The sequence below is a fragment of the Microbacterium telephonicum genome (assembly GCF_003651225.1).
In the GTDB taxonomy this organism is placed as follows: domain Bacteria; phylum Actinomycetota; class Actinomycetes; order Actinomycetales; family Microbacteriaceae; genus Microbacterium; species Microbacterium telephonicum.
Genome location: NZ_RCDB01000003.1, coordinates 711,972 through 736,151, shown reverse-complemented (window position 1 = coordinate 736,151; position 24,180 = coordinate 711,972). Strand labels below are relative to the sequence as shown.

Genomic DNA, 24,180 nt, shown 5'->3' with positions numbered 1-24,180 from the left:
ATGGCTGTCAAGTCGAAGACCGACGCGCGTACGCGTCGTCACCTGCGCCTTCGCAAGAAGGTCGTCGGTACCGAGGCGCGCCCGCGCCTGGTCGTCACCCGCTCGGCCCGCCACGTTTTCGTCCAGGTCGTGGACGACAGCAAGGGTCACACCGTGGCATCCGCGTCGACGCTCGAAGCGGATCTGCGCACGTTCGACGGTGACAAGACCGCCAAGGCCCGCAAGGTCGGCGAGCTCGTCGCCGAGCGTGCGAAGGCCGCCGGCGTCGAGGACGTCGTGTTCGACCGCGGTGGCAACCGCTACGCGGGTCGTGTCGCCGCGATCGCCGACGGCGCTCGCGAAGGAGGTCTGAACCTGTGAGCGAAGCAACTCAGAATGTGGAGAACGAAGTGACCGAGCAGGCTCCTGCTGCTGCGGCCGAGGCGCCCGCCGAGCGCGAGCGCGAGCCGCGCCGCGGTGGCCGCGAGCGCAGCCAGACCCGCGACCGCGGTGGCCGTGACCGTGGCGAGAACCAGTTCCTCGAGCGCGTCGTGACCATCAACCGCGTGTCGAAGGTCGTCAAGGGCGGTCGCCGCTTCAGCTTCACGGCGCTCGTCGTCGTGGGCGACGGCAACGGCCTGGTCGGCGTCGGCTACGGCAAGGCCCGCGAGGTTCCCCTGGCGATCTCGAAGGGTGTCGAAGAGGCCAAGCGGAACTTCTTCCGTGTGCCCCGTGCCGGTTCCACCATCCCGCACCCGGTGCAGGGCGAGGCCGCTGCCGGCGTCGTGCTGCTGCGTCCGGCCGCTGCCGGTACCGGTGTCATCGCCGGTGGTCCGGTGCGTGCCGTGCTCGAGTGCGCCGGCATCCACGACGTCCTGTCGAAGTCGCTCGGCTCGTCGAACACGATCAACATCGTGCACGCGACCGTCGAGGCGCTGAAGCAGCTCGAGGAGCCGCGCGCCGTCGCCGCCCGTCGTGGTCTGGACTTCGACCAGGTCGCGCCGGCCCGTCTGATCCGTGCCGAGGCCGAGGCGCTCAAGGCACAGAAGGTAGGTGCCTGATGGCCGCCCGTCTGAAGGTCACGCAGGTCAAGTCCAAGGTGAGCGAGAAGCAGAATCAGCGCGACACGCTGCGTTCGCTGGGTCTCAAGCGGATCGGCGACTCGGTCGTCCGTCCCGACGACGCGCAGACGCGCGGCTACGTCAAGACCGTCGCCCACCTCGTGAAGGTTGAGGAGATCGACTGATGGCTGAGAAGGCCGACAAGACGACCGATGAGGTCGTCGAGAAGAAGGCGGCGGCCAAGAAGCCTGCTGCCAAGAAGGACACCGCCGCGAAGGCTGCGCCCAAGAAGGATGCACCGGCTTCGCGCCCGGGCGTGCTGAAGGTGCACCACCTGCGTCCGGTTCCGGGCGCCAACACCGCCAAGACCCGCGTGGGTCGTGGTGAGGGCTCCAAGGGCAAGACCGCCGGCCGCGGCACCAAGGGCACGAAGGCCCGTTACCAGGTGAAGGTCGGCTTCGAGGGCGGTCAGATGCCGCTGCACATGCGTACGCCGAAGCTGCGCGGGTTCAAGAACCCGTTCCGCGTCGAGTACCAGGTGGTCAACCTCGACAAGCTCGCCGAGCTGTACCCCCAGGGCGGCGACGTCACCGTGGGCGACCTGGTCGCCAAGGGTGCCGTCCGCAAGAACGAGAAGGTCAAGGTGCTCGGCACCGGCGACATCTCGGTCAAGCTCACCGTGTCGGTCGACAAGGTCTCCGGCTCGGCAGAGCAGAAGATCGTCGCCGCGGGCGGTTCGGTCAAGTAATCGCGTCGGCAGGGGCCGGAGGAGACTCCGGCCCCTGTTGCCGTATTCTGGGGAACGGTGCCTTTCGAGGCCCGGTCGTTCCCACTGGAGGATATCCACTTTGTTCAGCGCCATCGCGCGGGTCTTCCGCACACCGGACCTCCGGCGGAAGATCGCCTTCACCCTCGGCATCATCGCCATCTACCGCTTCGGTGCACACGTCCCGACGCCGTTCGTGAACTTCCCGAACGTGCAGGAGTGTCTCGCACAGTCCGGTTCCACCGACGGCCTGCTGTCGCTGGTGAACCTGTTCTCGGGCGGTGCGCTGCTGCAGCTGTCGATCTTCGCGCTCGGCGTCATGCCCTACATCACCGCGACGATCATCGTGCAGCTGCTGCGCGTGGTCATCCCGCACTTCGAGACCCTCTACAAGGAGGGTCAGGCGGGCCAGGCCAAGCTCACGCAGTACACGCGCTACCTCACGATCGCCCTGGCGCTGCTGCAGTCGACCACGCTGGTCACCGTCGCGCGCTCCGGCCAGCTGTTCGGCACGACGAACATCGCCGAGTGCAACACGCTGCTGACCAACGACGCCTGGTGGGCGCAGCTGCTGATGATCATCACGATGACCGCCGGCACGGGCCTGATCATGTGGTTCGCCGAGCTCGTCACCGAGCGCGGTGTCGGCAACGGCATGTCGATCCTCATCTTCACCTCGATCGCCGCGAGCTTCCCCGTCGCGATGTGGTCGATCTGGCAGGCGCGCGGCTTCGAGGTCTTCCTCCTCGTGCTCGCGGTCGGCATCGCGACCGTCGCGCTCGTCGTCTTCGTCGAGCAGTCGCAGCGCCGCATCCCGGTGCAGTACGCCAAGCGCATGGTGGGCCGCCGCACGCTCGGCGGCACGAACACGTACATCCCGATCAAGGTCAACATGGCCGGCGTCGTGCCCGTCATCTTCGCCTCGTCGCTGCTGTACATCCCCGCGCTCATCGCGCAGTTCAACCAGACCCCGGATGCCGACGGCAACGTCCCCGGCTGGGTCGCCTGGATCCAGGCGTACCTGACCAAGGGTGACCACCCGCTGTACATGCTGCTGTACTTCCTGCTCATCGTCGGGTTCACCTACTTCTACGTCGCGATCACGTTCAACCCGGTGGAGGTCGCCGACAACATGAAGAAGTACGGCGGCTTCATCCCCGGCATCCGCGCGGGTCGCCCCACGGCCGAGTACCTCGACTACGTGCTCACGCGCATCACGCTGCCCGGCTCGATCTACCTCGGTCTGATCGCCCTGCTGCCGCTCGTGGCTCTCGCGACGGTCGGCGCCAACCAGAACTTCCCGTTCGGCGGCGCGTCGATCCTCATCATCGTGGGTGTGGGTCTGGAGACCGTGAAGCAGATCGACGCGCAGCTGCAGCAGCGCCACTACGAAGGGCTTCTGCGATGACCGCGCCCCGTCTTCTCATCGTCGGGCCGCAGGGCTCCGGCAAGGGCACGCAGGGCGTGCGCATCGCCGAGGCGTTCGGCATCCCGGCCGTCTCGACCGGCGACGTGTTCCGCGCGAACGTCAAGGACGGCACCGAGCTCGGCCTGCAGGTCAAGGCGATCATCGACGCCGGCGACCTCGTCCCCGACGAGCTGACCGGGGCGATCGTGCGCGACCGTCTCGCGCAGGATGACGCCGCCGCCGGCTTCCTGCTCGACGGCTATCCCCGCAATCTCGGCCAGGTCGCCGACCTCGACGCCTTCCTCGACGGCCGTGACTCGCCGCTGACCGCCGTCATCGAGCTCGCCGTGCCGCGCGAGGAGTCGATCCAGCGCCTGTCGCGCCGCGCCGCCGAGCAGGGTCGCGCCGACGACAACGAAGAGGCGATCGCCAAGCGTCTGTCGATCTACGAGTCCGAGACGGCGCCGATCCTCGGCGTCTACCGCGAGCGGGGCATCGTCGACGCCGTCGACGGGGTCGGCACGCTCGACGAGGTCTTCGAGCGCATCGTCGTCGCCCTCGCCGCCCGCGGCATCACCGCCTGATGGGCCTGCGCCGCTCGATCTACAAGACCCCCGCGCAGCTGCGCGGGATGGTGGAGCCCGGACGCATCACCGCCGCCGCGCTCGACGCGGTGCGCGCCGTGATCGCGCCCGGCCTCACGACGCTCGACCTGGACGCCGCCGCCGCCGAGGTCGTGCGGGCCCGCGGCGCGGAGTCGAACTTCCAGATGGTCCGCGGGTACCGCCACACGACGTGCGTCTCGGTCAACGAGCAGGTCGTGCACGGCATCCCCGGTGGCCGCGTGCTCGAGCCGGGCGACATCGTCTCGATCGACGCCGGCGCCCAGTTCCAGGGCTGGAACGGCGACTCCGCGATCACCGTCGTCGTCCCCGACCCGTCGCGGCCCGACCTGGTGGCCGCGCGCGAGCGGCTGTCGTCGGTCACCGAGGCGTCGCTGTGGGCGGGGATCGCGGCGATGGCAACCGCGCGACGTGTCGGTGAGATCGGCGCCGCCGTGCAGGCCTCCATCGAGGCGTCGGGGGAGGGCTACGGCATCCTGCGCGACTACGTCGGCCACGGCATCGGTCGCAAGATGCACGAGGGGCCGACGGTTTTCAACTACCGCACGCCCGACCTCGGTCCGGAGATCAAGCCGGGTCTGTGCCTGGCCATCGAGCCCATGGTGGTCGGCGGCTCGCACGACACGTTCGTCGAGGACGACGACTGGACGGTCTCGACCGTCGACGGCACCGACGGCTCGCACTGGGAGCACAGTGTCGCCGTGCACGCGGGCGGCATCTGGGTTCTCACCGCCGCCGACGGCGGTGCGGCGGGTCTCGCGCCGTTCGGCGTGACGCCCACCCCCATCGCCTGAATGCACGGCGCTGCTCAGGGGAAACGCATAGCGCGGTTGCGCGAAGATGGAGACAGTGCGCCGAGAGGCGGCGTCACGAGAGGCGAGGACATGGCAGGCACACCGGCCCGCAAGACGAATTGGTTCGCGATCTGGACGAGCGTGGCGGTCGTGGCCGTCGTCGCCGTCGTGATCGGCGCGGTCGTCTGGATGAACAACTCCGCGACCGCCCCCGGCGAAGCGCCCCAGGCGTCGAACATCGACACCGAGACCGGCGCGATCGTCTTCGGCGACGGCCCCGACACCGTGGCCACCTACGTCGACTTCATGTGCCCCTATTGCAACCAGTTCGAGCAGACCGAGGGGGAGACCATCAAGGGTCTCGTCGACGACGGTTCCGTCACGCTCGAGCTGCACCCGGTCGCGATCCTCGACCGCCTCTCGCAGGGCACCGAGTTCTCGAGCCGCTCCGCCGCCGCGATGTATGCGGTCGCCGCATCCGACCCCGACAACGCCTACGCGTTCATGCAGGCGATGTACGAGAACCAGCCCGCCGAGAGCAGCACGGGTCTGACCGACGAGGAGATCATCCAGATCGCCAAGGATGCCGGCGTCGCCGTCACCGACCAGCTCGCCGACGACATCACCTCCCACAAGTACGTGAAGTTCGCTCAGGCGCAACAGCTGCCCGAGGGGGCCACCGGCACGCCGACGCTCGCGGTCAACGGCACCCTCGTGCCCATCACGATGAACCCGCAGACTGACATCGTCGCGAACCTCACGGGGCAGTGACCCACGGATCCTGAGCGGAGGGCCCCCGGTGGTTTGCCTCCGGGGGCCTTACCACGTACACTGGATCTTTGGTGCCTTGCGCCTTCATTGGCGTGTCGTCTTCCGACGCATCGGCACCGCAATCCCACCCACCGCAGATCGACCGGTCTGCACAACTGTAAGCGAGCGTATGGCCAAGAAAGACGGCGTCATCGAGATCGAAGGTGTGATCTCCGAGGCTCTGCCCAACGCGATGTTCCGCGTCGAGCTGACCAACGGGCACAAGGTCTTGGCCACGATCTCCGGCAAGATGCGGCAGAACTACATCCGCATCATCCCGGAGGACCGTGTCGTCGTCGAGCTTTCGCCCTACGACCTCACGCGCGGACGCATCGTCTACCGCTACCGCTGAGCCCCGGTCGAGAAGTAACACCCCACGCTCCGGCGTGCCCGGTGAAGACAGCGAATCAGGAAAATCATGAAGGTCAACCCCTCCGTCAAGCCCATCTGCGACCACTGCAAGGTCATCCGTCGCCACGGTCGCGTCATGGTCATCTGCAAGTCGAACCCGCGTCACAAGCAGCGCCAGGGTTGACGTGAGTCGTGTCAATGCCGCGCAGCGGCGTTGACACGCGAACGTCAAGGTTGAGCGAGGCCGCGCAGCGGCCGAGTCGAAACCCTCACAACTGAACACACAGACAGGCAGTCTCAGATCCCGTCCGCGAGGGCGGGGGACACCCCGGGGTGAAGGCCCGGGCACCGATTCTGCTCCACACCTTCACTCACTCCCAGGAGAACCCGCATGGCACGTCTTGCCGGCGTCGACATCCCGCGCGACAAGCGCGTGGTGATCGCCCTCACGTACATCTACGGCATCGGCCGTACCCGTTCGGCCGAGATCCTCAAGACCACCGAGATCGACGAGTCGATCCGCGTCAAGGACCTCACCGACGACCAGCTCGTCGCCCTGCGCGACTACATCGAAGGCAACTACAAGGTGGAGGGTGACCTGCGCCGCGAGGTCGCCGCCGACATCCGCCGCAAGGTCGAGATCGGCTCCTACGAGGGCCTGCGCCACCGCCGCGGCCTTCCGGTGCGCGGTCAGCGCACGAAGACGAACGCGCGTACCCGCAAGGGCCCGAAGCGCACCGTGGCCGGCAAGAAGAAGGCGCGCTAAGGCGCCGCCGCAGGTTTAGGAGAACAAGCACATGGCACAGGCCAAGTCCGCCGCGCGCAAGCCGCGCCGCAAGGAGAAGAAGAACATCGCGCTGGGCCAGGCCCACATCAAGTCGACGTTCAACAACACGATCGTCTCGATCACCGACCCGTCGGGCGCCGTCATCAGCTGGGCGTCCTCAGGTGGCGTGGGCTTCAAGGGCTCGCGCAAGTCGACCCCGTACGCGGCCGGCATGGCCGCCGAGTCGGCCGCCCGCCAGGCCGCCGAGCACGGTGTCAAGAAGGTCGACGTCTTCGTGAAGGGTCCGGGCTCGGGTCGCGAGACCGCGATCCGTTCGCTGCAGGCCGCCGGCCTCGAGGTGGGCTCCATCCAGGACGTCACCCCGCAGGCCCACAACGGCTGCCGTCCCCCGAAGCGCCGCCGCGTCTGATTTCCCGGGCCGGATCCCGCTTCCCTCCACGGGTTGCGGGATCCGGCATCCGTCGTTCTAGAAAAACTCAACACCTCAGAACATCCACGTGTCATATAGCGGGCACGTGACTGAAAGGAACACATAGTGCTCATCGCACAGCGTCCCACTCTGACCGAGGAGAAGGTCGGCGAGTTCCGCAGCCGGTTCGTCATCGAACCGCTCGAGCCCGGCTTCGGCTACACCATCGGCAACGCGCTGCGTCGCAGCCTCCTCTCGTCCATCCCCGGCGCCGCGGTCACCAGCATCCGCGTCGACGGTGTGCTGCACGAGTTCAGCACCATCCCCGGTGTCAAGGAGGATGCGACCGAGATCATCCTCAACATCAAGCAGCTCGTGGTCTCGTCGGAGCGCGACGAGCCCATCACCGCGTACCTGCGCAAGACCGGCGCCGGTGAGGTCACCGCCGCCGACATCTCCGCGCCGGCCGGTGTCGAGATCCACAACCCCGAGCTGGTCATCGCGACGCTCAACGACTCGGCGAAGTTCGAGCTCGAGCTGACGATCGAGCGCGGCCGCGGCTACGTCTCGGCGACGCAGAACCGCAACGAGTACGCCGAGGCCGGCCAGATTCCGGTCGACTCGATCTACTCGCCCGTCCTCAAGGTCTCGTACCGCGTGGACGCGACCCGTGCCGGTGAGCGCACCGACTTCGACAAGCTCATCCTGGACGTCGAGTCGAAGCCGTCGATCTCGCCGCGTGACGCCGTCGCGTCGGCCGGCCGCACCCTCACCGAGCTGTTCGGTCTGGCGCGCGAGCTGAACGTCGAGGCCGAGGGCATCGAGATCGGCCCCGCGCCGGTCGCCGAGGTGCTCACCAACGAGCTGTCGATGCCGATCGAGGACCTCGACCTGTCGGTGCGTTCGTACAACTGCCTCAAGCGCGAGGGCATCAACACCGTCTCCGAGCTGGTCGCCCTCTCGGAGACCCAGCTGATGAACATCCGCAACTTCGGTCAGAAGTCCGTCGACGAGGTGCGCGACAAGCTCATCTCGCTCGGCCTGTCGCTGAAGGACTCGGTCCCCGGGTTCGACGGCGCGCACTTCTACAGCGGCTACGACGACGAGACCGTCTGACCGGCCCGACCGCACTTTTTCACACTGGAGTAACTGAGAATGCCCAAGCCCACGAAGGGTCCCCGCCTCGGAGGCGGCCCCGCCCACGAGCGTCTGCTGCTCGCGAACCTCGCTGCCGCGCTGTTCACGCACAAGTCGATCACGACCACCGAGACCAAGGCCAAGCGCCTGCGTCCGCTGGCCGAGCGTCTCGTCACGTTCGCCAAGCGCGGCGACCTGCACGCGCGTCGTCGCGTGCTGTCGGTCATCGGTGACAAGGAAGTCGTGCACGTCCTGTTCACCGAGATCGCGCCGCTCGTCGCGGACCGTCCCGGCGGCTACACCCGCATCACCAAGGTCGGCAACCGCAAGGGCGACAACGCCCCCATGGCCGTGATCGAGCTCGTGCTCGAGCCCGTCACCCCGAAGGCCAAGGCCAAGAAGGCCGCTCCGGCCGCCGCCGCGCCCGTCGCCGAGGAGACCCCGGTGGAGGAGGCCCCCGAGGCCGAGGTCGCCGAGTCGACCGACGCCGAGGCCGGCGCCGAGTCGCAGGCCGAGGGTGCTGCCGCCGAGGCCGCCGCCGAGGAGGCCGTCGAGGCCCCCGCCGACGAGAAGGCCGAGGAGAAGTCGGAGTAATCCGCTTCCCGCACCGCCGAGAAGGCCCGCACCGGTTCGCCGGGGCGGGCCTTCCGCCGTTGCGGGGCGCGGCGCGCGCGTTCGCTTCTCAGGACGGATCGCCCGGGTGTCGTGCGGGATCAGCGTGATTGTGGCCCCGCACGGGGCGGCGGCATCCATCGGTCCTGAGAAACGCGCGAGGAGGCGGAGGTGCGTCTTCGGCGCCGTGGCGCGAAGTCTTCCTCCCCAACCTCGTAAGTCACGTCGGCCGCCCCTGAAGGCGGCCTCGTGCGACCAGCCGTGCAGGCGTCGGGGCCACGATGGCGCGCATGAACGACACGCCACAGCGGGTGATGACGCGAGCGGAGCTGCTCGATGCGGGACTGTCCGGGCGCGGGATCACGACGGCGATACGCGACGGTCGCCTGATCCGCTTGCGTCGGGATCGCTACGTGACGGCGGACAGGGCTCACGCGGATGCAGACGGCGCGGTAGCTGCCGGCGGACGGTTGACGTGTATCAGCCTGATGCGGGCGCTCGGTGTCTTCGCGCTGCGCGATGAGCGGTTGCACGTTCGCGTCGCGCACAATGCGGGCCGCCTGCGCGGACTCCGTACGGGCGACGCCACGTCGTCCTTGCGGGTGCATTGGATGGACGACGATAGCTCGAGCGCCCGAGATGCAGTGTCGATCGGGGCCGCAGTGTGCGACGTCGCGCGGTGCTGCCCACCGACCTACGTGGTCGCGACCCTCGACAGCCTGCTGCACCGCGGGGTGCTCGAGATGACGTCACCGTGGGCCGTCGCGGCTGACCCGTGCTGCGTGCCGGCCGTTCACTTCTCAGGATGCCGGGCCTCGGCGGGTGGCCGAGGCGCGGGGTTCCGTCATGGCGGGAGGCCGCGGGATGCGTTCATCCTGAGAAGTGCGCGGGCTGAGCGAGCCGACGCGGCGCGCGACGCCGACGGTAGGGTGGCGGGGTGGACGAGGCGAGCACGGTGGCGGAGTTGGGACGGCGACTGGGCGAGGTGCCGCCGCCGGAGGTGCCGCAGCATCCGTACGTCGCGGCCTGGCGTGCCCCGACCGAGGACGACATCGACGCCGTGCACGCGCTGATGGCGGCGGCGGATACCGTCGACCACCCGACCTGGATCACCCCACGCGATGAGGTCGCCGACACCTTCGACCTGCCGCACATCGACCACCGTCGCGACTCGATCATCGGCGTCGACGCGGGCGGCCGTGTGGTCGCGCTCGGAAGCGCGTTCCTCCACCCCTCCCGCGCGGGAGCCCTGACGGTCACGCTCGGCGGCTGCGTGCACCCGGAGGTCCGCGGTCGTGGCATCGGGACGGCGGTGCTCGCCTGGCAGCGAGCTCGGGGGCGGCAGCACATCGCCGAGGTGCTGCCGAGCCTCGACGGGACCACGGCCTGGACCGCCGACCTCAAGGTCTACGCCGAGGAGTCCAACGCCCCGCATCGACGGATCGCCGAGGCTGCCGGGATGGTGCCGGAGCGGTAGTTCGCGACGATGGTGCGGTCGATGGATGCCGGTGCACCCGCGGTCGAGGCTCCGAACGACATCCGCATCGTGCCGTACACGCGCGATCGGGATGAGGATGCCCGCGTCGCCCGCAACGACGCGTTCCGTGACCATTGGGGGTCGCTGCCGACCCAGTCGGAGAGCTGGGCGAAGTTCGTCGGCGGCGAGCACTTCCGCCCCGATCTGTCGCGCATCGCCGTCGACGCCGACGGTGCGATCGCGGCGTTCTGCCTCGCGTCGGTGAATGAGGACGACTGGGAGCTTCTCGGCGCCAGCCACGCGTACATCGACCTCATCGGCGTCGTGCGCGGCCACCGGCGGCGCGGTCTCGCCCCGGCCGTCATCGCGGGAGCGCTCGCGGCGATCGCGGATGCCGGGCTGCAGCAGACCGTGCTCGACGTCGACACCGCGAGCCCCACCGGGGCGAACACCCTCTACGAAGGACTCGGCTTCCGTGCGACCGAGCGTTCGGTCGCGTTCGTCGAGCGGCTCTGAGTCAGCCGCCCACCGAGGTCGGCCGACCGAACGCGCGGGCGCTCTGCCACTGCAGCAGCTCCACCTGATACGTCAGCTGTGCGCGACGGTTGTCGACGTCCTCTGCGACGGCGGCGACGGTGTCCGCGAACACGCGCCCGCCGGCGGCGCCGGGGTGGATGTGGTCTCCGGCCAGGAAGTCGGTGTGCGCGCCGATCGCGCTCGACCAGTCCGCGACGCTCACGCCGGGATGGGCGGCGGCGAAGGCGGACAACTCCGCGTTGACTCCGGGGATCCAGTCGCGCGGGGCGTACGCGTTGACGAGGATGAGGTGCCGCTTGGGCCCGACGGTGTCGAGGATAGACTGCAGTGCGTCCTCCGACACCGGACCGTTCGTGCCCAGGCCGACGACGACGAACTCCCGCAGTTGCCCGTTCGCCGCCAGTGACGAGATGATGCCGGTTCCGGCATACATCGACCGCGAGACCGCGGCGTCGACCTGGATGCCGGGGAACTCCGCCAGCAGGCCGGGCGCCGAAGCAAGCATGACCGAGTCGCCGACGGCCGTGATGCGCTCGCCGGCGACGGGCTGCGGCACCGGTGGGAGCGGCCGCCCGTCGGAGCCCGGCGGGCATTGGGCGTGCACACCGTCGGCGGGGTCGAGCGGCAGCTCGTCGGTCGGGCACGCCAGCCCCGACGGCGTTGGGGCCGGCTGCGGTGCGATCGGTGGGCCGTCGATCCCCGCCGCCGATGCGGTATCGGCTTCGTCCAGCGCCTTCTGACCCGCCGCGACGACCGCTTCGCTGGACGTGATCTCCGGCGCCGCGGCCACGGCGGCGGTGGTGCCGCCCACCACGAGCACGCCGGCGGCGAGCGTCGCGATGGCGCGGATGCGGCGTGCCGGCGTGGCGCGCAGCGCGTCGCCGAGCCACCGCAGCGAGCCGCGGAACCCGTGCCGGCGCACCGGCTGCTCGATGAACCGGTACGACAGGGCCGACAGCACCAGTGTGAGCGCGAGCACGACGAAACCCAGCCAGACGGGGATGGCGCCGTCGGCGGCGCCGCCGACGGTCGCGTCGACGAGCAGCACCATGAGCGGCCAATGCCACAGGTAGATGCCGTACGAGCGGGCGCCGATCCAGCGCAGCGGCGGGATGTCGAGTGCACGGCCGAGCCACGACCCCGGCCACACCGACACGAGGATGAGAAGGGCCGTCAGCAGCGATGCCGCGCCGAGCACCCACGTCTGCGCGCCGGCATCCGTCGCGGCGACGACGACGAGGGCGACGAGGGCGACGATGCCGGACAGGAGCTCCCAGACCGAGCGGACGCCGAGGATCGACGGTTTGCGGTCGCCGACGGGGTAGAGGGCGAACGCGAGCGCAACGCCGAGCAGCAGCCCGAAGGCGTGGGTGTCGGTGCCGTAGTAGACGCGGCTGGCGTCGGCGCCCTGGACGGTGAGGAACACGGCCCAGCCGGCGGAGGCGGCCGCGAGACCGAGGGCGGCGACGACGCTCGCCCAGCGGCGGCGGAGCAGCAGGAAGAGCGGGAAGACGAGGGGCCACAGCACGTAGAACTGCTCCTCGACCGCGAGCGACCACAGGTTGCGCAGCAGTTCGGGGGTGCCGGAGGCGAAGTAATCCGACCCGCCGGCGACGGCGAGCCAGTTGAACGAGAACGTCGCGGCGCCCACCACCTGCATCCCGAGGCCGACGAGCAGGTCGCCGCCGAGCAGGAACGCCATCGTGCAGCTGACGGTCACCACGACGAACAGGGCCGGCAGCAGGCGTCGGGCACGGCGCTTCCAGAACGGTCCGAGCGCGATCCGCCCCGTGGCGGCCTTCTCGCGCAGGAGGAGCGAGGTGATGAGGAATCCGGAGATCACGAAGAACACGTCGACGCCGACGAAGCCGGACGACAGTCCGGCGCCGGGGAAGAGGTGGTAGACCACGACGAGCAGGACTGCCACGGCACGGAGGCCGTCCAGTCCTGCGAAACGTCTCGTCTGCGTGCTCATCAGGTCGCGATCCCGGCGCTACCCCGGTGCGCCATCGGACGATTTTACGACCGTGAGCCTGAACGATCGGTGACCGCAGGACCGTGTCTAGGCTAGGGAGGGAAGTCGGAGAAGGAGGAGCATGGACGCTCGCACTCTCGTCATCGGCGAGGCGCTCATCGACATCGTCGAGACCGCCGACGGAACCCGTGAGGTCGTCGGTGGCAGCCCGGCGAATGTCGCCGTCGGACTCGCCCGACAGGGTCTCCCGGTGCGGTTGCTGACCCGGATCGGGCGGGATGCCCGGGGCGCTGCGATCGCCGAGCACGTCGCCTCCGCGGGGGTCGCGCTGGCCGCGGCGTCGTGGACGGATGCCGCGACCTCCACCGCGCGGGCACGCATCCAGGCCGACGGCTCGGCGCAGTACGACTTCGACATCGACTGGCGCGTGCCCGCTCCCGATGCGGGAGAGGTGGCTCTCGTCCACACCGGCTCGATCGCGCTGTTCCTGCAGCCGGGCGGCGCGACCGTGCTCGAAGCCCTCGAGCGCGCGGCCGGCCGATCGCTGGTCACCCTGGACCCCAACATCCGACCCGCCCTCGTGGGCCCGCACGACGCCGCACTCGCGCAGTTCGGCCGGGCGGCGGCATCCGCGGACCTCGTCAAGCTCAGCGACGAGGATGCCGCCTGGCTCTATCCCACGCTGAACCCGCTGGCGGTGCTCGACGAGGTGGCGGGCTTCGGGCCGCGACTGGTCGTCATCACGCGCGGCGGCGACGGGGTGCTCGCCCGCGGTCCCGGCGGCGTCGTCGCGGCCGAGGCGCTGCCCGTCGCAGTGGCCGACACGATCGGCGCGGGCGATGCGTACATGGCGAGCCTGCTGTACAGCGCGCTGACCGACACGGCGCTCTTCGACGACGCCGACGCGTTCGCCCTGGCGCTGCGGCGGGCGGCGGTCATGGCGGGGATCACCGTGTCGCGCGAGGGCGCCGACCCGCCGCGGCGCCGCGAGGTCGACGCGATGACGGCACCGCCCGCCGAATAGGCTGGACGGATGCGCCTGCGCCTGGACCTCGCCTACGACGGCACCGACTTCCGGGGCTGGGCGCGGCAGCCGGGTCTGCGCACCGTGCAGGGCACGCTCGAGGCCGCGATCTCCCGCATCCTGGGCGGCGACGCGCAGCTCGTGGTCGCGGGGCGGACGGATGCCGGGGTGCACGCGAGCGGTCAGGTGGCGCACCTGGACCTCACAGGCGCCCAGCAGGAGCGGCTCGCGAAGGGGCGCGACGCATCGCCGGAGGCGCTCGCCGGTCGGATCAACGGGGTGTTGCGCGCCTACTCAGACGTCGCCGTGCACAGCGTGCGGGTGGCGCCGGACGGCTTCGACGCGCGCTTCTCGGCCGTGTGGCGGCGATACGCGTACCGGATCGCCGACCGCGTCAGCGGATACGACCCGCTCGAGCGCGCACGGACGACCACGGTGCACGCCCCTCTCGATGTGACGGCGATGGATGCCGCCGCGCGCACGCTCATCGGACTGCACGACTTCGCCGCCTACTGCAAGGCGCGCGAGGAGGCGACGACGATCCGGACCCTCCTCGAGTTCGACTGGCATCGGGACGGCGAGGGCGTGCTGATCGCGAACGTGCGCGCCGATGCCTTCTGCCACTCGATGGTGCGTGCCCTCGTCGGGGCGTGCGTCGCCGTCGGCGAGGGGCGGCTGGGGGTCGACGACGTCGTGCGCCTGCGCGATGAGGCGACGCGCACGAGCGCGTTCCCGGTGCTCGCCGCGCGCGGGCTCACGCTCGCCGAGGTCGGCTACCCGCCCGACGACCTGTTGGCCTCGCGTGCGGAGCAGACCCGCGCGCGGCGCTCACTGTCGCCCGATGAGGACTGAGCGTTAACGTACGGCGACATCTGGCGCAAGGCACAGGCGGCACCGAACCTGCGGGCCTATGCTGGCACCGCCATGAAGGTCATCTCGTACAACCTCAACAAGCACAAGGCGGCGGGGGAGCTGGAGACGCTGGTCTCCGCCCACGACGCCGATGTGCTGTGCCTCCAGGAGGCGCGGTCGGCCGAGATCCCGGATGAGGTGGCGGGGCTGCGATTGGCGGACGCGACCGCGCGCAACCGTCTGGGGCTGGCCGTCTACTACCGCGAGAACCTCTTCGCGGCGCGTGAGGTGCGCACCCTGGCGCTCAAGAAGTCACTGCACGACATGGTGCTGAAGCCCGCCGAGGAGCGGCTGCTGGGGGTGCGCCTGTACGACATCGACCACGGGCGCGAGCTCATCGTGGCGAGCTTCCACGCCGCCCCGCTGACCGCGCTGAACTCGCTCCGCCGCAAGCAGATCGAGGCAGCGCTCGCCGAACTCGCCTCGCTCGGTGAGGAGCTGCCCATCCTCATGGTCGGCGACTACAACTATCCGGTGTTCAAGGAGAGCCTGAGTCAGAAAGTGCGCGCCGCCGGCTACGAGCTGAGCCTCAGCGACTCACGCACCTACACGCGCTACCGGTTCTTCAAGGGGCACTACGACTTCGCGACGAGCGTCGGCTTCGACATCGACACGATCACGACGCTTCCGCAGGGCGCGAGCGACCATCTGCCGATCCTGGTCACGGCCGAACTCAAGGAGCGTCGGGCGCAGGCCGCGACGGCGTAGACGCGGGCGGGGTCAGGCGCGCTGTGCGCGGCGACGGACGCCCGCGATGATGACCGCACCGGCGGCGACGGCCAGCAGGCCCGCACCGGTCCAGATCGCGACCGCGGTCGCGTCGCCACCGGTGGAGGGCAGGCCCGAGCCGTTCGTCGAGACGGTCGCGCTGGCGGCGCCGCCGGCGGACGAGGCCGAGACGGCGGCGATGTTGTACACGCCGGTCGCGTTGGCGGGCAGCGTGATCCGCATGGCGGGCAGTTCACCAGACGGACCCGACGTCGACCCGGTCGACCCGGTCGAGATCGCGAACTTCAGCATGCCCCAGGACACATCCGAGCCGCTCTCGCCGGTGATCGTGACCGTGACGGCCTCGTCGGCTCCGAACGTGCCGTCTGCGCACGAGAAGGTCAGCACCCCGTTGGGGGTGGAAGTCGTCGGTGTCACGGAGCACGCGTCGCTCGGCGGATAGATCGAGTTCGCCTGTGCGGCGGCGGGCGCACCGAAGACGGCGGCGGCGATCAGCGTCGCAGCGACGAGGACCTTGCGCGGAAGGTGCGGCATTCGGACATCCGGTCTCGAGGGGGTAGCCGGAGGGAGCCGTCCCCCCGACTCCCCGATTCTACGAACCCCGGCAGGAATCGCCAACTCGCGGTGCGAGCGCGGCATCCGCGGTGGGGGTGACCCAGGCGACCGCCTCGGCCGCCCCGGGAACCGTGGTGCGCACCGTCACCGTGGCGGATGCCGACTGGCCCGGCGTGAGGGAGGCGCCGAACGACATGACCTGACGGCCGTCGTGGAAGGCGCCGCCGAAGCCGCCGCCGTCGGACCGCGTCGATTCGACGAGCTCCGCGCCGGCCGGCAGGTACAGGTAGCTGACCGTCTTCGCGGTGCCGGCGGGCGTGCCGAAGCTGCCGCCGCCGGTGATGTACTCGGGCAGCGAGGTGGCGGCATCCGCGGGGGCGTTGTTGGTGAGCGTGAGCGTCAGCGTCACGGTGCCGCTGGCACGACCGGCGTCGTCGACGGTGCACTCCCCCCACGCAACCGTGGTCTCCGGGGTCACGTAGTAGTCCATTTTCGAGCCGGTGCCGTCGTTGAGGTACACGCCGAAACCGAGCTGCGTCGCGTCGGTGGGAGGGAGCGGACCGGCGAGCGTGGTGTCGGCCAGGACCGCCTGATCCTCGGGGATCGCCGACCACAGCAGCAGGCGACGCTCATCGCCGGCACGGGCCAGCGCCTCGACGAGCGCGGTGGGGTTCGCGGCGCCGCCGGCGAGCTTGTCGAACACCGCCGCGGCGGCCGCGGCGAAGAACGCATCCTGATCGGCCGGACGCTCGTAGCGCAGGTACACCTCGTTCAGCAGCAGGCTGACGGCGTTGTCGGCGGTCAGGGTGTCGCCGGTGGGAAGCGCGACCGGACCGGTCGCGGCCAGCAGGTAGGAGAGGGCGACCGGGTCGAGCGCGATGACGCCGTCGGGGCTGACGCCGAACTCGCGGCTCCACATCTCGCGCGCGAGCGGCGCCGCCACCGTGAAGTCGGGAACCTGGGTGACGTTCTGGATCCAGCGGGCCGGATGGGTGCCGAAGACCGCCGTCACCTCCGGTCCGAGGTCCATGACGGGGTCGTCGTACCGCGCGAAGTCCGAGCTCGATCCCTGTGTCGTCATCGACAGGCTGCCGCCGTCGGTGTGCACGAGCGCCATCGCACCGACGATGCCGCCCAGAGAGCGCCATTCGGCGTTGTTCTGGAAAACGATCAGGTAGTCGCGCGCGCCATCCTGGCCGAGCATCGCCGGCAGCAGCTGCATCGCGCGGGCGAGGGCGTCGGTGGCCTCCGACGTCGTGCCGAGCAGGGTGCTCACCTCGGTCACGGCGGAGCGGACCGGTCCGACGAGGGCCTGCTGCTCCAGGCCGTCGACCGACGAGCGCGCCGCGGAGAGGCCGCTCGCGCTGGTGCGCGCAGCATCCGCGATCGTCGTGAAGGGGGCGAGGTCGATTCGGCCGTCGACGGGGCGCAGCTGGTCGACCGAGAACGAGGACGCGACCTGGCTCAGCGGGGTGAGCGCGTTGGTGGCGACGTCGTCGGCCGCGGCGGCGACGGTCGACACGGCCGACAGCTGCGGACCGATCCACGGCAGCTGTTCCGCGGCGCGCCAGACCGGGTCGCTCGTGAGCTCGCGGGCGGCAGAGGTGTCGGCGGCGATCGCATCCACGAGCGCGGGTGCGGTGGCGGGGTCGCGCAGCGCATCGGTCGCGGTGGCCGCGGCGGATTGCACGTCCATCAGGTGGCCGTAGGCGGCGACGGCGCGCACGCCGATCCAGACGGATGCCGCCAGCAGCGCGACCAGGGCGGCTGCGAGCACCCACGCGAACACACGGCCGGCAGTGCGCGCGGACGCGGGCAGGGGGTGGGGGGAGCTCACCCGTCAACCCTACGGTGCCGAGGTGAGCTTCTCCTCCGCGAGCGCGTGCGTCTCGGCCTGCTCGCGTGCGCGGGTGCGGCGCAGCGCGCGCCGCGTGGGCGCGGGTTCGGCGGCGTAGTACCCGCCGCGGTAGCGGTACCCGTAATAACCCGACTCGGCACCGCGCTTGGGCACCTTGTTCAGCACGACGCCGAGCACGCGTCCGTTGGCCTTCGCGATGTTCTCGAGGGCCTTGAGCATCATGTCGTAGGTCGTGCGGCCGGCGGAGACCACCAGGAGCACGCCGTCCGCGGCGGCCCCGAGCACGGCGGCATCCGTCACCGGGATGGTCGGCGGGGAGTCGATGATCACGGTCGACGTGTTGCCGAGTTCGCGCACGAGATCGCGCATCCGCTGCGAACCGAGCACCTCGCTCGGGTTGGGTGGGATGCGGCCCGCGGTGAGCACCTGGAGGTTGCCGGAGGCATCGGGTTGGTGGGCGACATCCTCGAACCGTGCCCGCCCGGCGAGGACGTCGGTCAGCCCCGCGCCCTCGGGCAGGTCGAAGACCGTGCCGACGACGGGGCGGCGCAGGTCGGCGTCGATGAGGATCGTGCGCTGTCCGGCGGCGGCGAGGCTCAGGGCGAGGTTCGCGGCGCTCGTGGATTTGCCGTCGCCGGGAATGGGGCTCGTGACGACGATGACCCGTGGCGGATTGTCGACGTCCATGAATTGCAGGTTCGTGCGCAGCTCGCGCATCGCCTCGGTGATCGCCGCGCCGGTCGCCGACGACAGCGACGTGTCGAACCGGAACACCTTGCGGGCGTCGGTGAGCTGCTTCTCGAGCGGGATGGTGCCGACCACCGAGACGCCGGTCTCGCGTTCGATCGCCCGGGGATCGCGGACGCGACGGTCGAGCACGTGGCGGATGACGGCGTACCCGATGCCGAGGGCGAGGCCGATGAGGGTGCCCAGCGCGATGTTCAGGCGGGTGTTGGGCGACGAGGGTTCGGTCGGCAGTGACGCGGACTCCCCGGCGACCAGCGTGACCGCGCCGGCCTGACCCGGCGTGCCGTTCTCGAGCATGTTGATCTGCTCGACCATGCCGCGCACCCAGGCCTCGGCGAGGTCGCGCGCCTCCTCCGGTGAGGCGCCGTCGGCGGAGACGTTGATGATGACGGTGTTCAGCGGGTTCGACACCGTCACCCGCGTGACGAGCGCTTCCGGTGTCGTGTCGAGGTCGAGGTAGTCGATCGCCGACTCGGCGACCGAACGCCATCCGCCGATGTCGACGTACGACGAGACCTTGCTCTGCGCCAGTTGGTTGCCCACGAGGGCCGACCCGGTGTCGGTGCCGCCGCCGGTGGCCTGCACGATGCCGCTCGCGCTGGCCGTGTACACCTTCGGCTGCAGTGCCGAGTACCCGTAGCCGACCGCGGCACCGAGGATCGTGAGCAGCAGGATGCCGACCCAGTGCGCACGCAGAATGCGCAGGTAGTCCCGCAGTTCCATCGCCCGGCGCTCCTTCTCGTCCTCCGTACACTATCCCGTGTGGTGAGGCGGCTTCTGATCGAGGCGCTCGGCGTCGTCGTCGAGCTGGACCTCTCGGGCGTCGACGAGGCGCTGGCGGATGCGGTGCGCTCGGTGTGGCGCGATGCTGAGACGGATGCGGAGGAGCCCGTCGTCGTCGTGCCGGTGGCCGGGCTGGTGTCGGCCGGCGGCTCCGATGCGCAGGTGCTGTCGGATCTGTCGCAGCGCGTCACGCTCGAGGCGATCACCGCGCGCCGGGGCGAGCTGTGGATGCTGCACGCCGCGGGACTCGCGCTGCCGGATGGGCGGGTGATCGTGCTCGTCGGTCCGTCGGGCCGGGGCAAGACCACCGCCGCGCGGGCGCTCGGCGGTCTCTACGGCTACGTGTCGGACGAGACGGTGGGCATCGACCGCGACGGACGGGTCTACCCGTACCGCAAGCCGCTGTCGATCATCGAAGGCGATGCCGTGAAGACGCAGCGTGCGCCGTCGGATCTGGGGCTGCAGCCGCTGCCGGACGGGCCACTGACGTTGGCGGGCGTGGTGCTGCTCGACCGCGAGCCCGACGGTCCCGAGTCCCCGCGGGTCGAGCCCGTCGACCTCGGCGACGTGATCGACGAGCTCGTGACGCAGACGAGCTACCTCGCCGCGATGGACCGTCCGCTGCAGTGGATCGCCGAGACCCTCGGCCGGACCGGTGGGGTGCGGCGATGGCGGTACCGCGACGCGTCGGATCTCGCCGAGGCCGTGCCTGCGGTGACGGATGCTGTGCGCGCTGTTACCTGGGCCCCCGCACCGATCGCGGCGGCACCACCGGGGGAGGGTCGCTACTCGCGTGCCGCGGTGCTGGACGCTGTGCACCTCGAAGACCCCGACCGCGTCGTCGTGCTGCAGGCCGACGGTGAGAACGGCATGGTGCGCGTGCTCGGCGGCATCGCGCCCGCGCTGTGGGAGGCCGCCGACGACGTGGATGCTGAAGTGATGGTCGCCGCGACTGTCGGTCGCTTCGGTGCGCCGGAGGGTGTCGATGCGGAGGAGCTGGTGAGCGCCGCCATCGGGGAGCTCGTCGATGCCGGTGTGCTGGCCGTCGGCGAGGAGGCCGTCTGGCGCATCGCCGACAACGTGGCCTGGTACGGCGACGAGTCCCGCGTCGTCGTGCTGAACCTCGACGTGCCTACCACTGAAGTGCTCGCGCTCGGAGGTGCGGCGGCGCTGATCTGGACCATGCTCGCCGATGGCGGTTTGGCGGAACGTGATGTGGAGGGGCGTACTCAGGCTCTTGAGGAGGTACGAGAGTTCCTCCACTCGCTAGGCCGGGCACGCGTAATCAAGACCCTTTGATCGTCGCGATCACGCTGTCTTCACAAACAACTGAGTGCCAGAGTCCGTTCCCCACGATGGCATTAGGAAGTCCAGGCGCCATACGCCCTGAGTTGCGTTGAGGGGCTCATAGACGGCTGCCATCGATGAAAAGTTGCTCTGCGTCATCGACCACTCCCACTGCGATGGCTTCGGACGCGCGAGTGGGCCTGTCGAGTAGGGCACGTAGAAGTAGACCGAGACCGAGCGCGGCGTGCTGGCCTGGGGAATGCCTTCGATCCAGAGGTTCGTGCCCAAACGGTTCGGGTTTTGGAAGTCGATATAGCTGCCGTTGTCCCACCAAGGCTTGCCCGTCACCGAAGTCGCTCCGGAGACGTACCGGGGGAGCATCTCTGTGTCGCCGTTGGTTACCGCCACGACGTTCGGAGGGGTGTACGGTGCGGTCGTCGGCGGATCGGTCGACGCGGCGGCGGCGGGGGCGGCGGTGGCGAGCACGATGACGGGGGCGGCCCAGGCGCCCATCTTGAGCAGCTGACGACGGTCCATTCCGTTGCGCTTCGACCCGTCGAAGGCGTCGTCGAGGCGCGGCAGAGCGTCCTGCATGTCTCTCCCCAGAAACACTTCTCGGGAGAGCCCCCTGTCCCGTACCCAGTAAGTTGTGGGAGCAGCGCCACCGGATTTCGGGATCCGGGCCCCATGTGCGCTGCTCCGATACCGACGGTATGTCCCCCAAATGGGGGACTTCAGCTACTTGAGGGACTCTTCAGCCGACTTGAGCTATTCCTGAGGAATCGCGGGTCAGGACACCGGCGGGGTCGTGCGGTCCCAGCGATCGCCGCCCAGGGCGTGAGCGCGGAGCGCGGCGGCATCAGCAGCCTCGACCAGGTCGCCCAGGTCGTAACCGACGACCTCGACCTGGGCCCACCCGACGCTCGCCGAGGGGCGCACCCCCACGGCGGAGCCCTCGCCGGTCGCGGCGACGTCGGACAGCAGCCGGGCGAGCACCTGCCGTACGGCACCCTCCGGGCGCGGCAGCAGCACGACGAATTCGACGTCGCCCCGTCGCTCGAGATCGGCATCCGCCGGCAGTGACCGCACGACCGTGTCGCGGAACCGCGCGGACAGGTGGTCGAACGCGTTGGTGCTCGACGCGACGCGCAGGGCTTCGGGGTCGTCGAGACGCACGACGATCACCGACCACCAGCGATCGCCGACGGCCTCTGCGCGGGTGAGCCGATCGCGCGCGACCGACGCGAACGTGCGATCGACCGGCGGCGCCGCATCGCTGCCTCTCGTGAACAGCAACAGCGTGAAGGCCGCGCAGATGACGAACAGCTGCGACCCGAGGATGTTGAGGCTGCGCGTGTCGTCGAGGGCGACCTCGGCGGCCGCTCCGGTCGCCAGTCGCACGACCTCGTGGAACAGATTGAGCATGGCCAGGAACACGTACCCACCGCTGACGAGCCCCAGGGGGAGCGACTCGTCTCGCCACCGCGCGCCGCGACGGATCAGCTCGATGACGACGAGAGCCGCGAATGCGCCTCCGCCGGCGAACGTGACGCGCACGACCGTCAAGAACCATGGCTGGTCCGACGTCAGCAGCAGCGCGACGGGGGCGACTAGGGTCCATGCCGCGGCGGGCCACCACGCGCGGGCGCCGGGGTGCATTCCGCGGTCGATGCGCAGCCCCGCCCAGATGAGTCCCGGCGCGCCGAGCATGATGCCCGATGCGACGGCCCGCACGGCGGTCGAGCCCGTAGCGTCCGCGGCGATCCAGACATACCCGGCGAGCATGAAGACGATGAACGCCGACGACCACCACGCGGCGGCGCGGCTGGGCCGCGGAAGGAAACCGAGACCGATGTAGACGACGGTGCAGAGGGTGGCGATCGCAACGAGGGAGATCACGACGGCGTTGTCGATCATCGGACGGCCTCCCGGACGGCGCTCATCGGCAGATCGAGTTCGACGGTCGTCCCGCGCCCCAGCTCGCTCGTGATGTGCAGGGAGCCGCCGTGCTCGTCGACGACCTCACGCACCTGCGCCATCCCGAGTCCCGTGCCCGGGATGCCGCTGGCGCGCGCGGCCGCCGACCGGAAGCCTCGGTCGAAGATGCGGGCGACGTCGTCGGCCCCCATGCCGATGCCGGAGTCGCTGACCGTGAGTCGGGCACTGTCCTCGAGGGCGTGCAGGCTGACGCGCACCGCGCCTCCGCGCGCGGTGTACTTCACCGCGTTGCCGACCAGATTGTCGACGGCCTGGCGCAGGGCGAACGCATCGGCGACCACCGGGCAGTCGTCGGTCAGATCACTCGTCAGCTCGACCTGCGCGTTGCCGGCGCTCGCCGCGAAGGCCGTGAGGGAGGATTCCGTGATCGTGCGCAGCAGGACGGCCTCACGGTGCGGGGCTTCGGGGCGGTAGCGGTCGAGCGTCGAGGTGATGAGCCGCTCCATCCGCTGCCCGGCGTTGTCGACGACCGCCAGCTGGCGCAGCACATCGTCGGGGAGGTCGTCGCGCTCGAGCAGCAGCTCGACGTGGCCGGTGATCGCGGTGAGCGGGTTGCGCAACTCGTGCGAGACGATCGTCGCGACGGTCTGACGCTCGCGCTCGGAATCGGCGGCCACGGTGACGTCGCGGATGACCATGAGGGTGCCGCTGTACTCGTCGCCCTCGCCCGCGACGGATCGAGTCGAGACTTCGATCGCCCGCCATTGCCCGTCCCGCCCGTGCAGCCACGCGCGGCGGTCCTCCAGTCGGACACCGGCGATGGCGTGATCGACGATCGTCTCGCCCGGGGCGACGACCGTGCCGCGGTAATCGCTGTACTCGATCGCACCCGACGCCGAGAAATCCGGGATGGCGGTCGCGCCGTACATGCGCAGGAAGGCCGCGTTGGCATCCAGCAGAACGCCGTCCCGGTCGATCAGTGCGATGCCGGTGTCCAAGGTGTCGGCGAGCAGCTCGATCCGCCGGTTCTGCCGTTCGGAGCGCTGCCGCATCCGGTCGACCTGATCGAGCTGCCGTCCCAGCAGCTCCCGGTAGGCGCGGGCACGTCGCGCCCCCAACTGCACGGTCACGCCCATGAATCCGAAGCAGAGCAGGATGATGAGCGCTCGCTGCGACTGCGCGGCCGAGATGCCGGCCTGCAGCACGTCGACGGCGAGCATCCCCGCGATGACGCCCAGGAGGGCGAGCAGGGCAGGGAAGCCGTAGTACGTCGCGACCCAGGCGATGGGGAACACCCACAGCAGCGAGGCGCGGGACTCGCCGCTCTGCGACATCAGACCGACGGCGACGGCATCGGCGAGGGGGAGGACGAGCACGGCGGATGCCGGCATCCGGTGCCACGGCAGCACCAGCGACGCGCCCGAGAGCACCACGACCGCCGCGATGCCGCACACGAAGCCCACGTCGGCGAAGAGATGGGGCGACAGCAGCACGTAGATCACGACGGCCGTCACGGCGCTCGCCGCGAAGATGAGCTGCCAGCGCCAGATGGAGCGCGAGCGCACATCGCCCCACGCCCCGGTGCGGGGGGCGCGGATGGCGGCTTCCGGCCCCGTCACGA

The 24,180-nt window shown here is 70.1% G+C and carries 27 protein-coding genes; 20 read left to right on the top strand and 7 right to left on the bottom strand.

Going from position 1 to position 24,180, the window contains the following annotated elements:
• From rplR to C7474_RS15325, 16 genes are all read left to right on the top strand, one after another.
• Entirely contained in the window at positions 1-360 is a 360-nt protein-coding gene (rplR, locus tag C7474_RS12985) for a 50S ribosomal protein L18 (protein ID WP_121060504.1), read from the top strand.
• The gene (rpsE, locus tag C7474_RS12980) at positions 357-1,040 is read left to right on the top strand and encodes a 30S ribosomal protein S5 (RefSeq protein WP_121060502.1); all 684 of its coding nucleotides are present in this window, start codon (positions 357-359) and stop codon (positions 1,038-1,040) included. The genes rplR and rpsE overlap by 4 nt, the downstream gene beginning before the upstream one ends.
• Positions 1,040-1,225: a 50S ribosomal protein L30 gene (gene rpmD, locus C7474_RS12975; RefSeq protein WP_023954062.1), complete on the top strand. Its 186-nt coding sequence runs from the start codon at positions 1,040-1,042 to the stop codon at positions 1,223-1,225. The genes rpsE and rpmD overlap by 1 nt, the downstream gene beginning before the upstream one ends.
• Positions 1,225-1,788, top strand: a complete 564-nt coding sequence (gene rplO, locus C7474_RS12970; RefSeq protein WP_121060500.1) for a 50S ribosomal protein L15 — start codon at positions 1,225-1,227, stop codon at positions 1,786-1,788. The genes rpmD and rplO overlap by 1 nt, the downstream gene beginning before the upstream one ends.
• Before the next feature lie 100 nt (positions 1,789-1,888).
• On the top strand, positions 1,889-3,214 hold the full coding sequence (gene secY / locus C7474_RS12965; protein ID WP_121060498.1) for a preprotein translocase subunit SecY: 1,326 nt from the start codon (positions 1,889-1,891) through the stop codon (positions 3,212-3,214).
• On the top strand, positions 3,211-3,798 hold the full coding sequence (locus C7474_RS12960; protein ID WP_121060496.1) for an adenylate kinase: 588 nt from the start codon (positions 3,211-3,213) through the stop codon (positions 3,796-3,798). Before secY ends, C7474_RS12960 begins: the two co-directional genes overlap by 4 nt.
• Positions 3,798-4,631, top strand: coding sequence for a type I methionyl aminopeptidase (gene map, locus C7474_RS12955; protein ID WP_121060494.1), 834 nt, complete (start codon positions 3,798-3,800; stop codon positions 4,629-4,631). Before C7474_RS12960 ends, map begins: the two co-directional genes overlap by 1 nt.
• Before the next feature lie 90 nt (positions 4,632-4,721).
• The gene (locus C7474_RS12950; protein WP_121060493.1) at positions 4,722-5,402 is read left to right on the top strand and encodes a DsbA family protein; all 681 of its coding nucleotides are present in this window, start codon (positions 4,722-4,724) and stop codon (positions 5,400-5,402) included.
• 169 nt (positions 5,403-5,571) lie between these two features.
• Positions 5,572-5,793, top strand: a complete 222-nt coding sequence (gene infA / locus C7474_RS12945; protein WP_028496510.1) for a translation initiation factor IF-1 — start codon at positions 5,572-5,574, stop codon at positions 5,791-5,793.
• Between the two features lie 66 nt (positions 5,794-5,859).
• The gene (gene rpmJ, locus C7474_RS12940; protein WP_005050492.1) at positions 5,860-5,976 is read left to right on the top strand and encodes a 50S ribosomal protein L36; all 117 of its coding nucleotides are present in this window, start codon (positions 5,860-5,862) and stop codon (positions 5,974-5,976) included.
• A 207-nt stretch (positions 5,977-6,183) separates the two neighbouring features.
• Positions 6,184-6,558: a 30S ribosomal protein S13 gene (rpsM, locus tag C7474_RS12935; protein WP_121060491.1), complete on the top strand. Its 375-nt coding sequence runs from the start codon at positions 6,184-6,186 to the stop codon at positions 6,556-6,558.
• Between the two features lie 31 nt (positions 6,559-6,589).
• Positions 6,590-6,988 (top strand): 30S ribosomal protein S11, encoded by a 399-nt coding sequence (gene rpsK / locus C7474_RS12930; RefSeq protein WP_047544506.1) that lies wholly within the window; start codon positions 6,590-6,592, stop codon positions 6,986-6,988.
• A gap of 126 nt (positions 6,989-7,114) precedes the next feature.
• Positions 7,115-8,104, top strand: coding sequence for a DNA-directed RNA polymerase subunit alpha (locus C7474_RS12925; protein ID WP_121060489.1), 990 nt, complete (start codon positions 7,115-7,117; stop codon positions 8,102-8,104).
• Between the two features lie 39 nt (positions 8,105-8,143).
• Positions 8,144-8,719: a 50S ribosomal protein L17 gene (gene rplQ, locus C7474_RS12920; protein ID WP_121060487.1), complete on the top strand. Its 576-nt coding sequence runs from the start codon at positions 8,144-8,146 to the stop codon at positions 8,717-8,719.
• A 955-nt stretch (positions 8,720-9,674) separates the two neighbouring features.
• Positions 9,675-10,214, top strand: a complete 540-nt coding sequence (locus C7474_RS15330) for a GNAT family N-acetyltransferase (protein ID WP_241965241.1) — start codon at positions 9,675-9,677, stop codon at positions 10,212-10,214.
• Positions 10,215-10,235: 21 nt separating this feature from the next.
• On the top strand, positions 10,236-10,730 hold the full coding sequence (locus C7474_RS15325) for a GNAT family N-acetyltransferase (protein WP_241965240.1): 495 nt from the start codon (positions 10,236-10,238) through the stop codon (positions 10,728-10,730).
• 1 nt (position 10,731) lies between these two features.
• Here C7474_RS15325 and C7474_RS12910 read toward each other — a convergent pair whose 3' ends face one another.
• On the bottom strand, positions 10,732-12,726 hold the full coding sequence (locus C7474_RS12910; protein ID WP_121060485.1) for an acyltransferase family protein: 1,995 nt from the start codon (positions 12,724-12,726) through the stop codon (positions 10,732-10,734).
• 121 nt (positions 12,727-12,847) lie between these two features.
• Between C7474_RS12910 and C7474_RS12905 the strand changes: the two genes are divergently transcribed.
• The 3 genes from C7474_RS12905 to C7474_RS12895 all read left to right on the top strand — a co-directional run bounded on the left by C7474_RS12905 (position 12,848) and on the right by C7474_RS12895 (position 15,370).
• Positions 12,848-13,750, top strand: a complete 903-nt coding sequence (locus tag C7474_RS12905) for a carbohydrate kinase family protein (protein WP_121060483.1) — start codon at positions 12,848-12,850, stop codon at positions 13,748-13,750.
• 9 nt (positions 13,751-13,759) lie between these two features.
• Positions 13,760-14,602, top strand: a complete 843-nt coding sequence (gene truA / locus C7474_RS12900; protein WP_121060481.1) for a tRNA pseudouridine(38-40) synthase TruA — start codon at positions 13,760-13,762, stop codon at positions 14,600-14,602.
• A 72-nt stretch (positions 14,603-14,674) separates the two neighbouring features.
• Positions 14,675-15,370: an endonuclease/exonuclease/phosphatase family protein gene (locus C7474_RS12895; protein ID WP_121060479.1), complete on the top strand. Its 696-nt coding sequence runs from the start codon at positions 14,675-14,677 to the stop codon at positions 15,368-15,370.
• Between the two features lie 12 nt (positions 15,371-15,382).
• On the opposite strand, the gene C7474_RS12890 is transcribed toward C7474_RS12895, so the two are convergent.
• Genes C7474_RS12890 through C7474_RS12880 form a run of 3 tightly spaced genes read right to left on the bottom strand, consistent with a single transcriptional unit; the run spans position 15,383 to position 19,274 of the window.
• Positions 15,383-15,925, bottom strand: coding sequence for an LPXTG cell wall anchor domain-containing protein (locus C7474_RS12890; RefSeq protein WP_121060477.1), 543 nt, complete (start codon positions 15,923-15,925; stop codon positions 15,383-15,385).
• A gap of 58 nt (positions 15,926-15,983) precedes the next feature.
• Positions 15,984-17,783, bottom strand: coding sequence for a DUF4012 domain-containing protein (locus C7474_RS12885; protein WP_241965239.1), 1,800 nt, complete (start codon positions 17,781-17,783; stop codon positions 15,984-15,986).
• Between the two features lie 9 nt (positions 17,784-17,792).
• Complete coding sequence (locus C7474_RS12880) at positions 17,793-19,274, bottom strand: tyrosine-protein kinase domain-containing protein (protein WP_121060475.1); 1,482 nt, start codon at positions 19,272-19,274, stop codon at positions 17,793-17,795.
• A gap of 42 nt (positions 19,275-19,316) precedes the next feature.
• On the opposite strand from C7474_RS12880, the gene C7474_RS12875 reads away from it, so the two are divergent.
• Entirely contained in the window at positions 19,317-20,633 is a 1,317-nt protein-coding gene (locus tag C7474_RS12875) for a hypothetical protein (RefSeq protein WP_147436725.1), read from the top strand.
• Positions 20,634-20,642: 9 nt separating this feature from the next.
• Here C7474_RS12875 and C7474_RS12870 read toward each other — a convergent pair whose 3' ends face one another.
• From C7474_RS12870 to C7474_RS12860, 3 genes are all read right to left on the bottom strand, one after another.
• Positions 20,643-21,215, bottom strand: coding sequence for a hypothetical protein (locus C7474_RS12870; RefSeq protein ID WP_121060470.1), 573 nt, complete (start codon positions 21,213-21,215; stop codon positions 20,643-20,645).
• Positions 21,216-21,410: 195 nt separating this feature from the next.
• Positions 21,411-22,538 (bottom strand): hypothetical protein, encoded by a 1,128-nt coding sequence (locus C7474_RS12865; protein WP_121060468.1) that lies wholly within the window; start codon positions 22,536-22,538, stop codon positions 21,411-21,413.
• A complete protein-coding gene (locus tag C7474_RS12860) occupies positions 22,535-24,178 on the bottom strand; it encodes a sensor histidine kinase (protein ID WP_121060465.1) in 1,644 nt (547 codons plus the stop codon). Before C7474_RS12860 ends, C7474_RS12865 begins: the two co-directional genes overlap by 4 nt.
• Between the last annotated feature and the right edge of the window lie 2 nt (positions 24,179-24,180).

Bases quoted from the DNA above. Each gene is read 5' to 3' on its own strand.
- C7474_RS12910 (WP_121060485.1), bottom strand. From the start codon at position 12,726: ATGAGCACGCAGACGAGACGTTTCGCAGGACTGGACGGCCTCCGTGCC.
- map (WP_121060494.1), top strand. From the start codon at position 3,798: ATGGGCCTGCGCCGCTCGATCTACAAGACCCCCGCGCAGCTGCGCGGG.
- C7474_RS15325 (WP_241965240.1), top strand. From the start codon at position 10,236: ATGGATGCCGGTGCACCCGCGGTCGAGGCTCCGAACGACATCCGCATC.
- rplQ (WP_121060487.1), top strand. From the start codon at position 8,144: ATGCCCAAGCCCACGAAGGGTCCCCGCCTCGGAGGCGGCCCCGCCCAC.
- C7474_RS12905 (WP_121060483.1), top strand. From the start codon at position 12,848: ATGGACGCTCGCACTCTCGTCATCGGCGAGGCGCTCATCGACATCGTC.
- rpsM (WP_121060491.1), top strand. From the start codon at position 6,184: ATGGCACGTCTTGCCGGCGTCGACATCCCGCGCGACAAGCGCGTGGTG.
- C7474_RS12960 (WP_121060496.1), top strand. From the start codon at position 3,211: ATGACCGCGCCCCGTCTTCTCATCGTCGGGCCGCAGGGCTCCGGCAAG.
- C7474_RS12890 (WP_121060477.1), bottom strand. From the start codon at position 15,925: ATGCCGCACCTTCCGCGCAAGGTCCTCGTCGCTGCGACGCTGATCGCC.
- rpmD (WP_023954062.1), top strand. From the start codon at position 1,040: ATGGCCGCCCGTCTGAAGGTCACGCAGGTCAAGTCCAAGGTGAGCGAG.
- rplO (WP_121060500.1), top strand. From the start codon at position 1,225: ATGGCTGAGAAGGCCGACAAGACGACCGATGAGGTCGTCGAGAAGAAG.
- rplR (WP_121060504.1), top strand. From the start codon at position 1: ATGGCTGTCAAGTCGAAGACCGACGCGCGTACGCGTCGTCACCTGCGC.
- infA (WP_028496510.1), top strand. From the start codon at position 5,572: ATGGCCAAGAAAGACGGCGTCATCGAGATCGAAGGTGTGATCTCCGAG.
- rpmJ (WP_005050492.1), top strand. From the start codon at position 5,860: ATGAAGGTCAACCCCTCCGTCAAGCCCATCTGCGACCACTGCAAGGTC.
- C7474_RS12865 (WP_121060468.1), bottom strand. From the start codon at position 22,538: ATGATCGACAACGCCGTCGTGATCTCCCTCGTTGCGATCGCCACCCTC.
- C7474_RS12895 (WP_121060479.1), top strand. From the start codon at position 14,675: ATGAAGGTCATCTCGTACAACCTCAACAAGCACAAGGCGGCGGGGGAG.
- C7474_RS12950 (WP_121060493.1), top strand. From the start codon at position 4,722: ATGGCAGGCACACCGGCCCGCAAGACGAATTGGTTCGCGATCTGGACG.
- rpsK (WP_047544506.1), top strand. From the start codon at position 6,590: ATGGCACAGGCCAAGTCCGCCGCGCGCAAGCCGCGCCGCAAGGAGAAG.
- C7474_RS12880 (WP_121060475.1), bottom strand. From the start codon at position 19,274: ATGGAACTGCGGGACTACCTGCGCATTCTGCGTGCGCACTGGGTCGGC.
- truA (WP_121060481.1), top strand. From the start codon at position 13,760: ATGCGCCTGCGCCTGGACCTCGCCTACGACGGCACCGACTTCCGGGGC.
- C7474_RS12870 (WP_121060470.1), bottom strand. From the start codon at position 21,215: ATGCAGGACGCTCTGCCGCGCCTCGACGACGCCTTCGACGGGTCGAAG.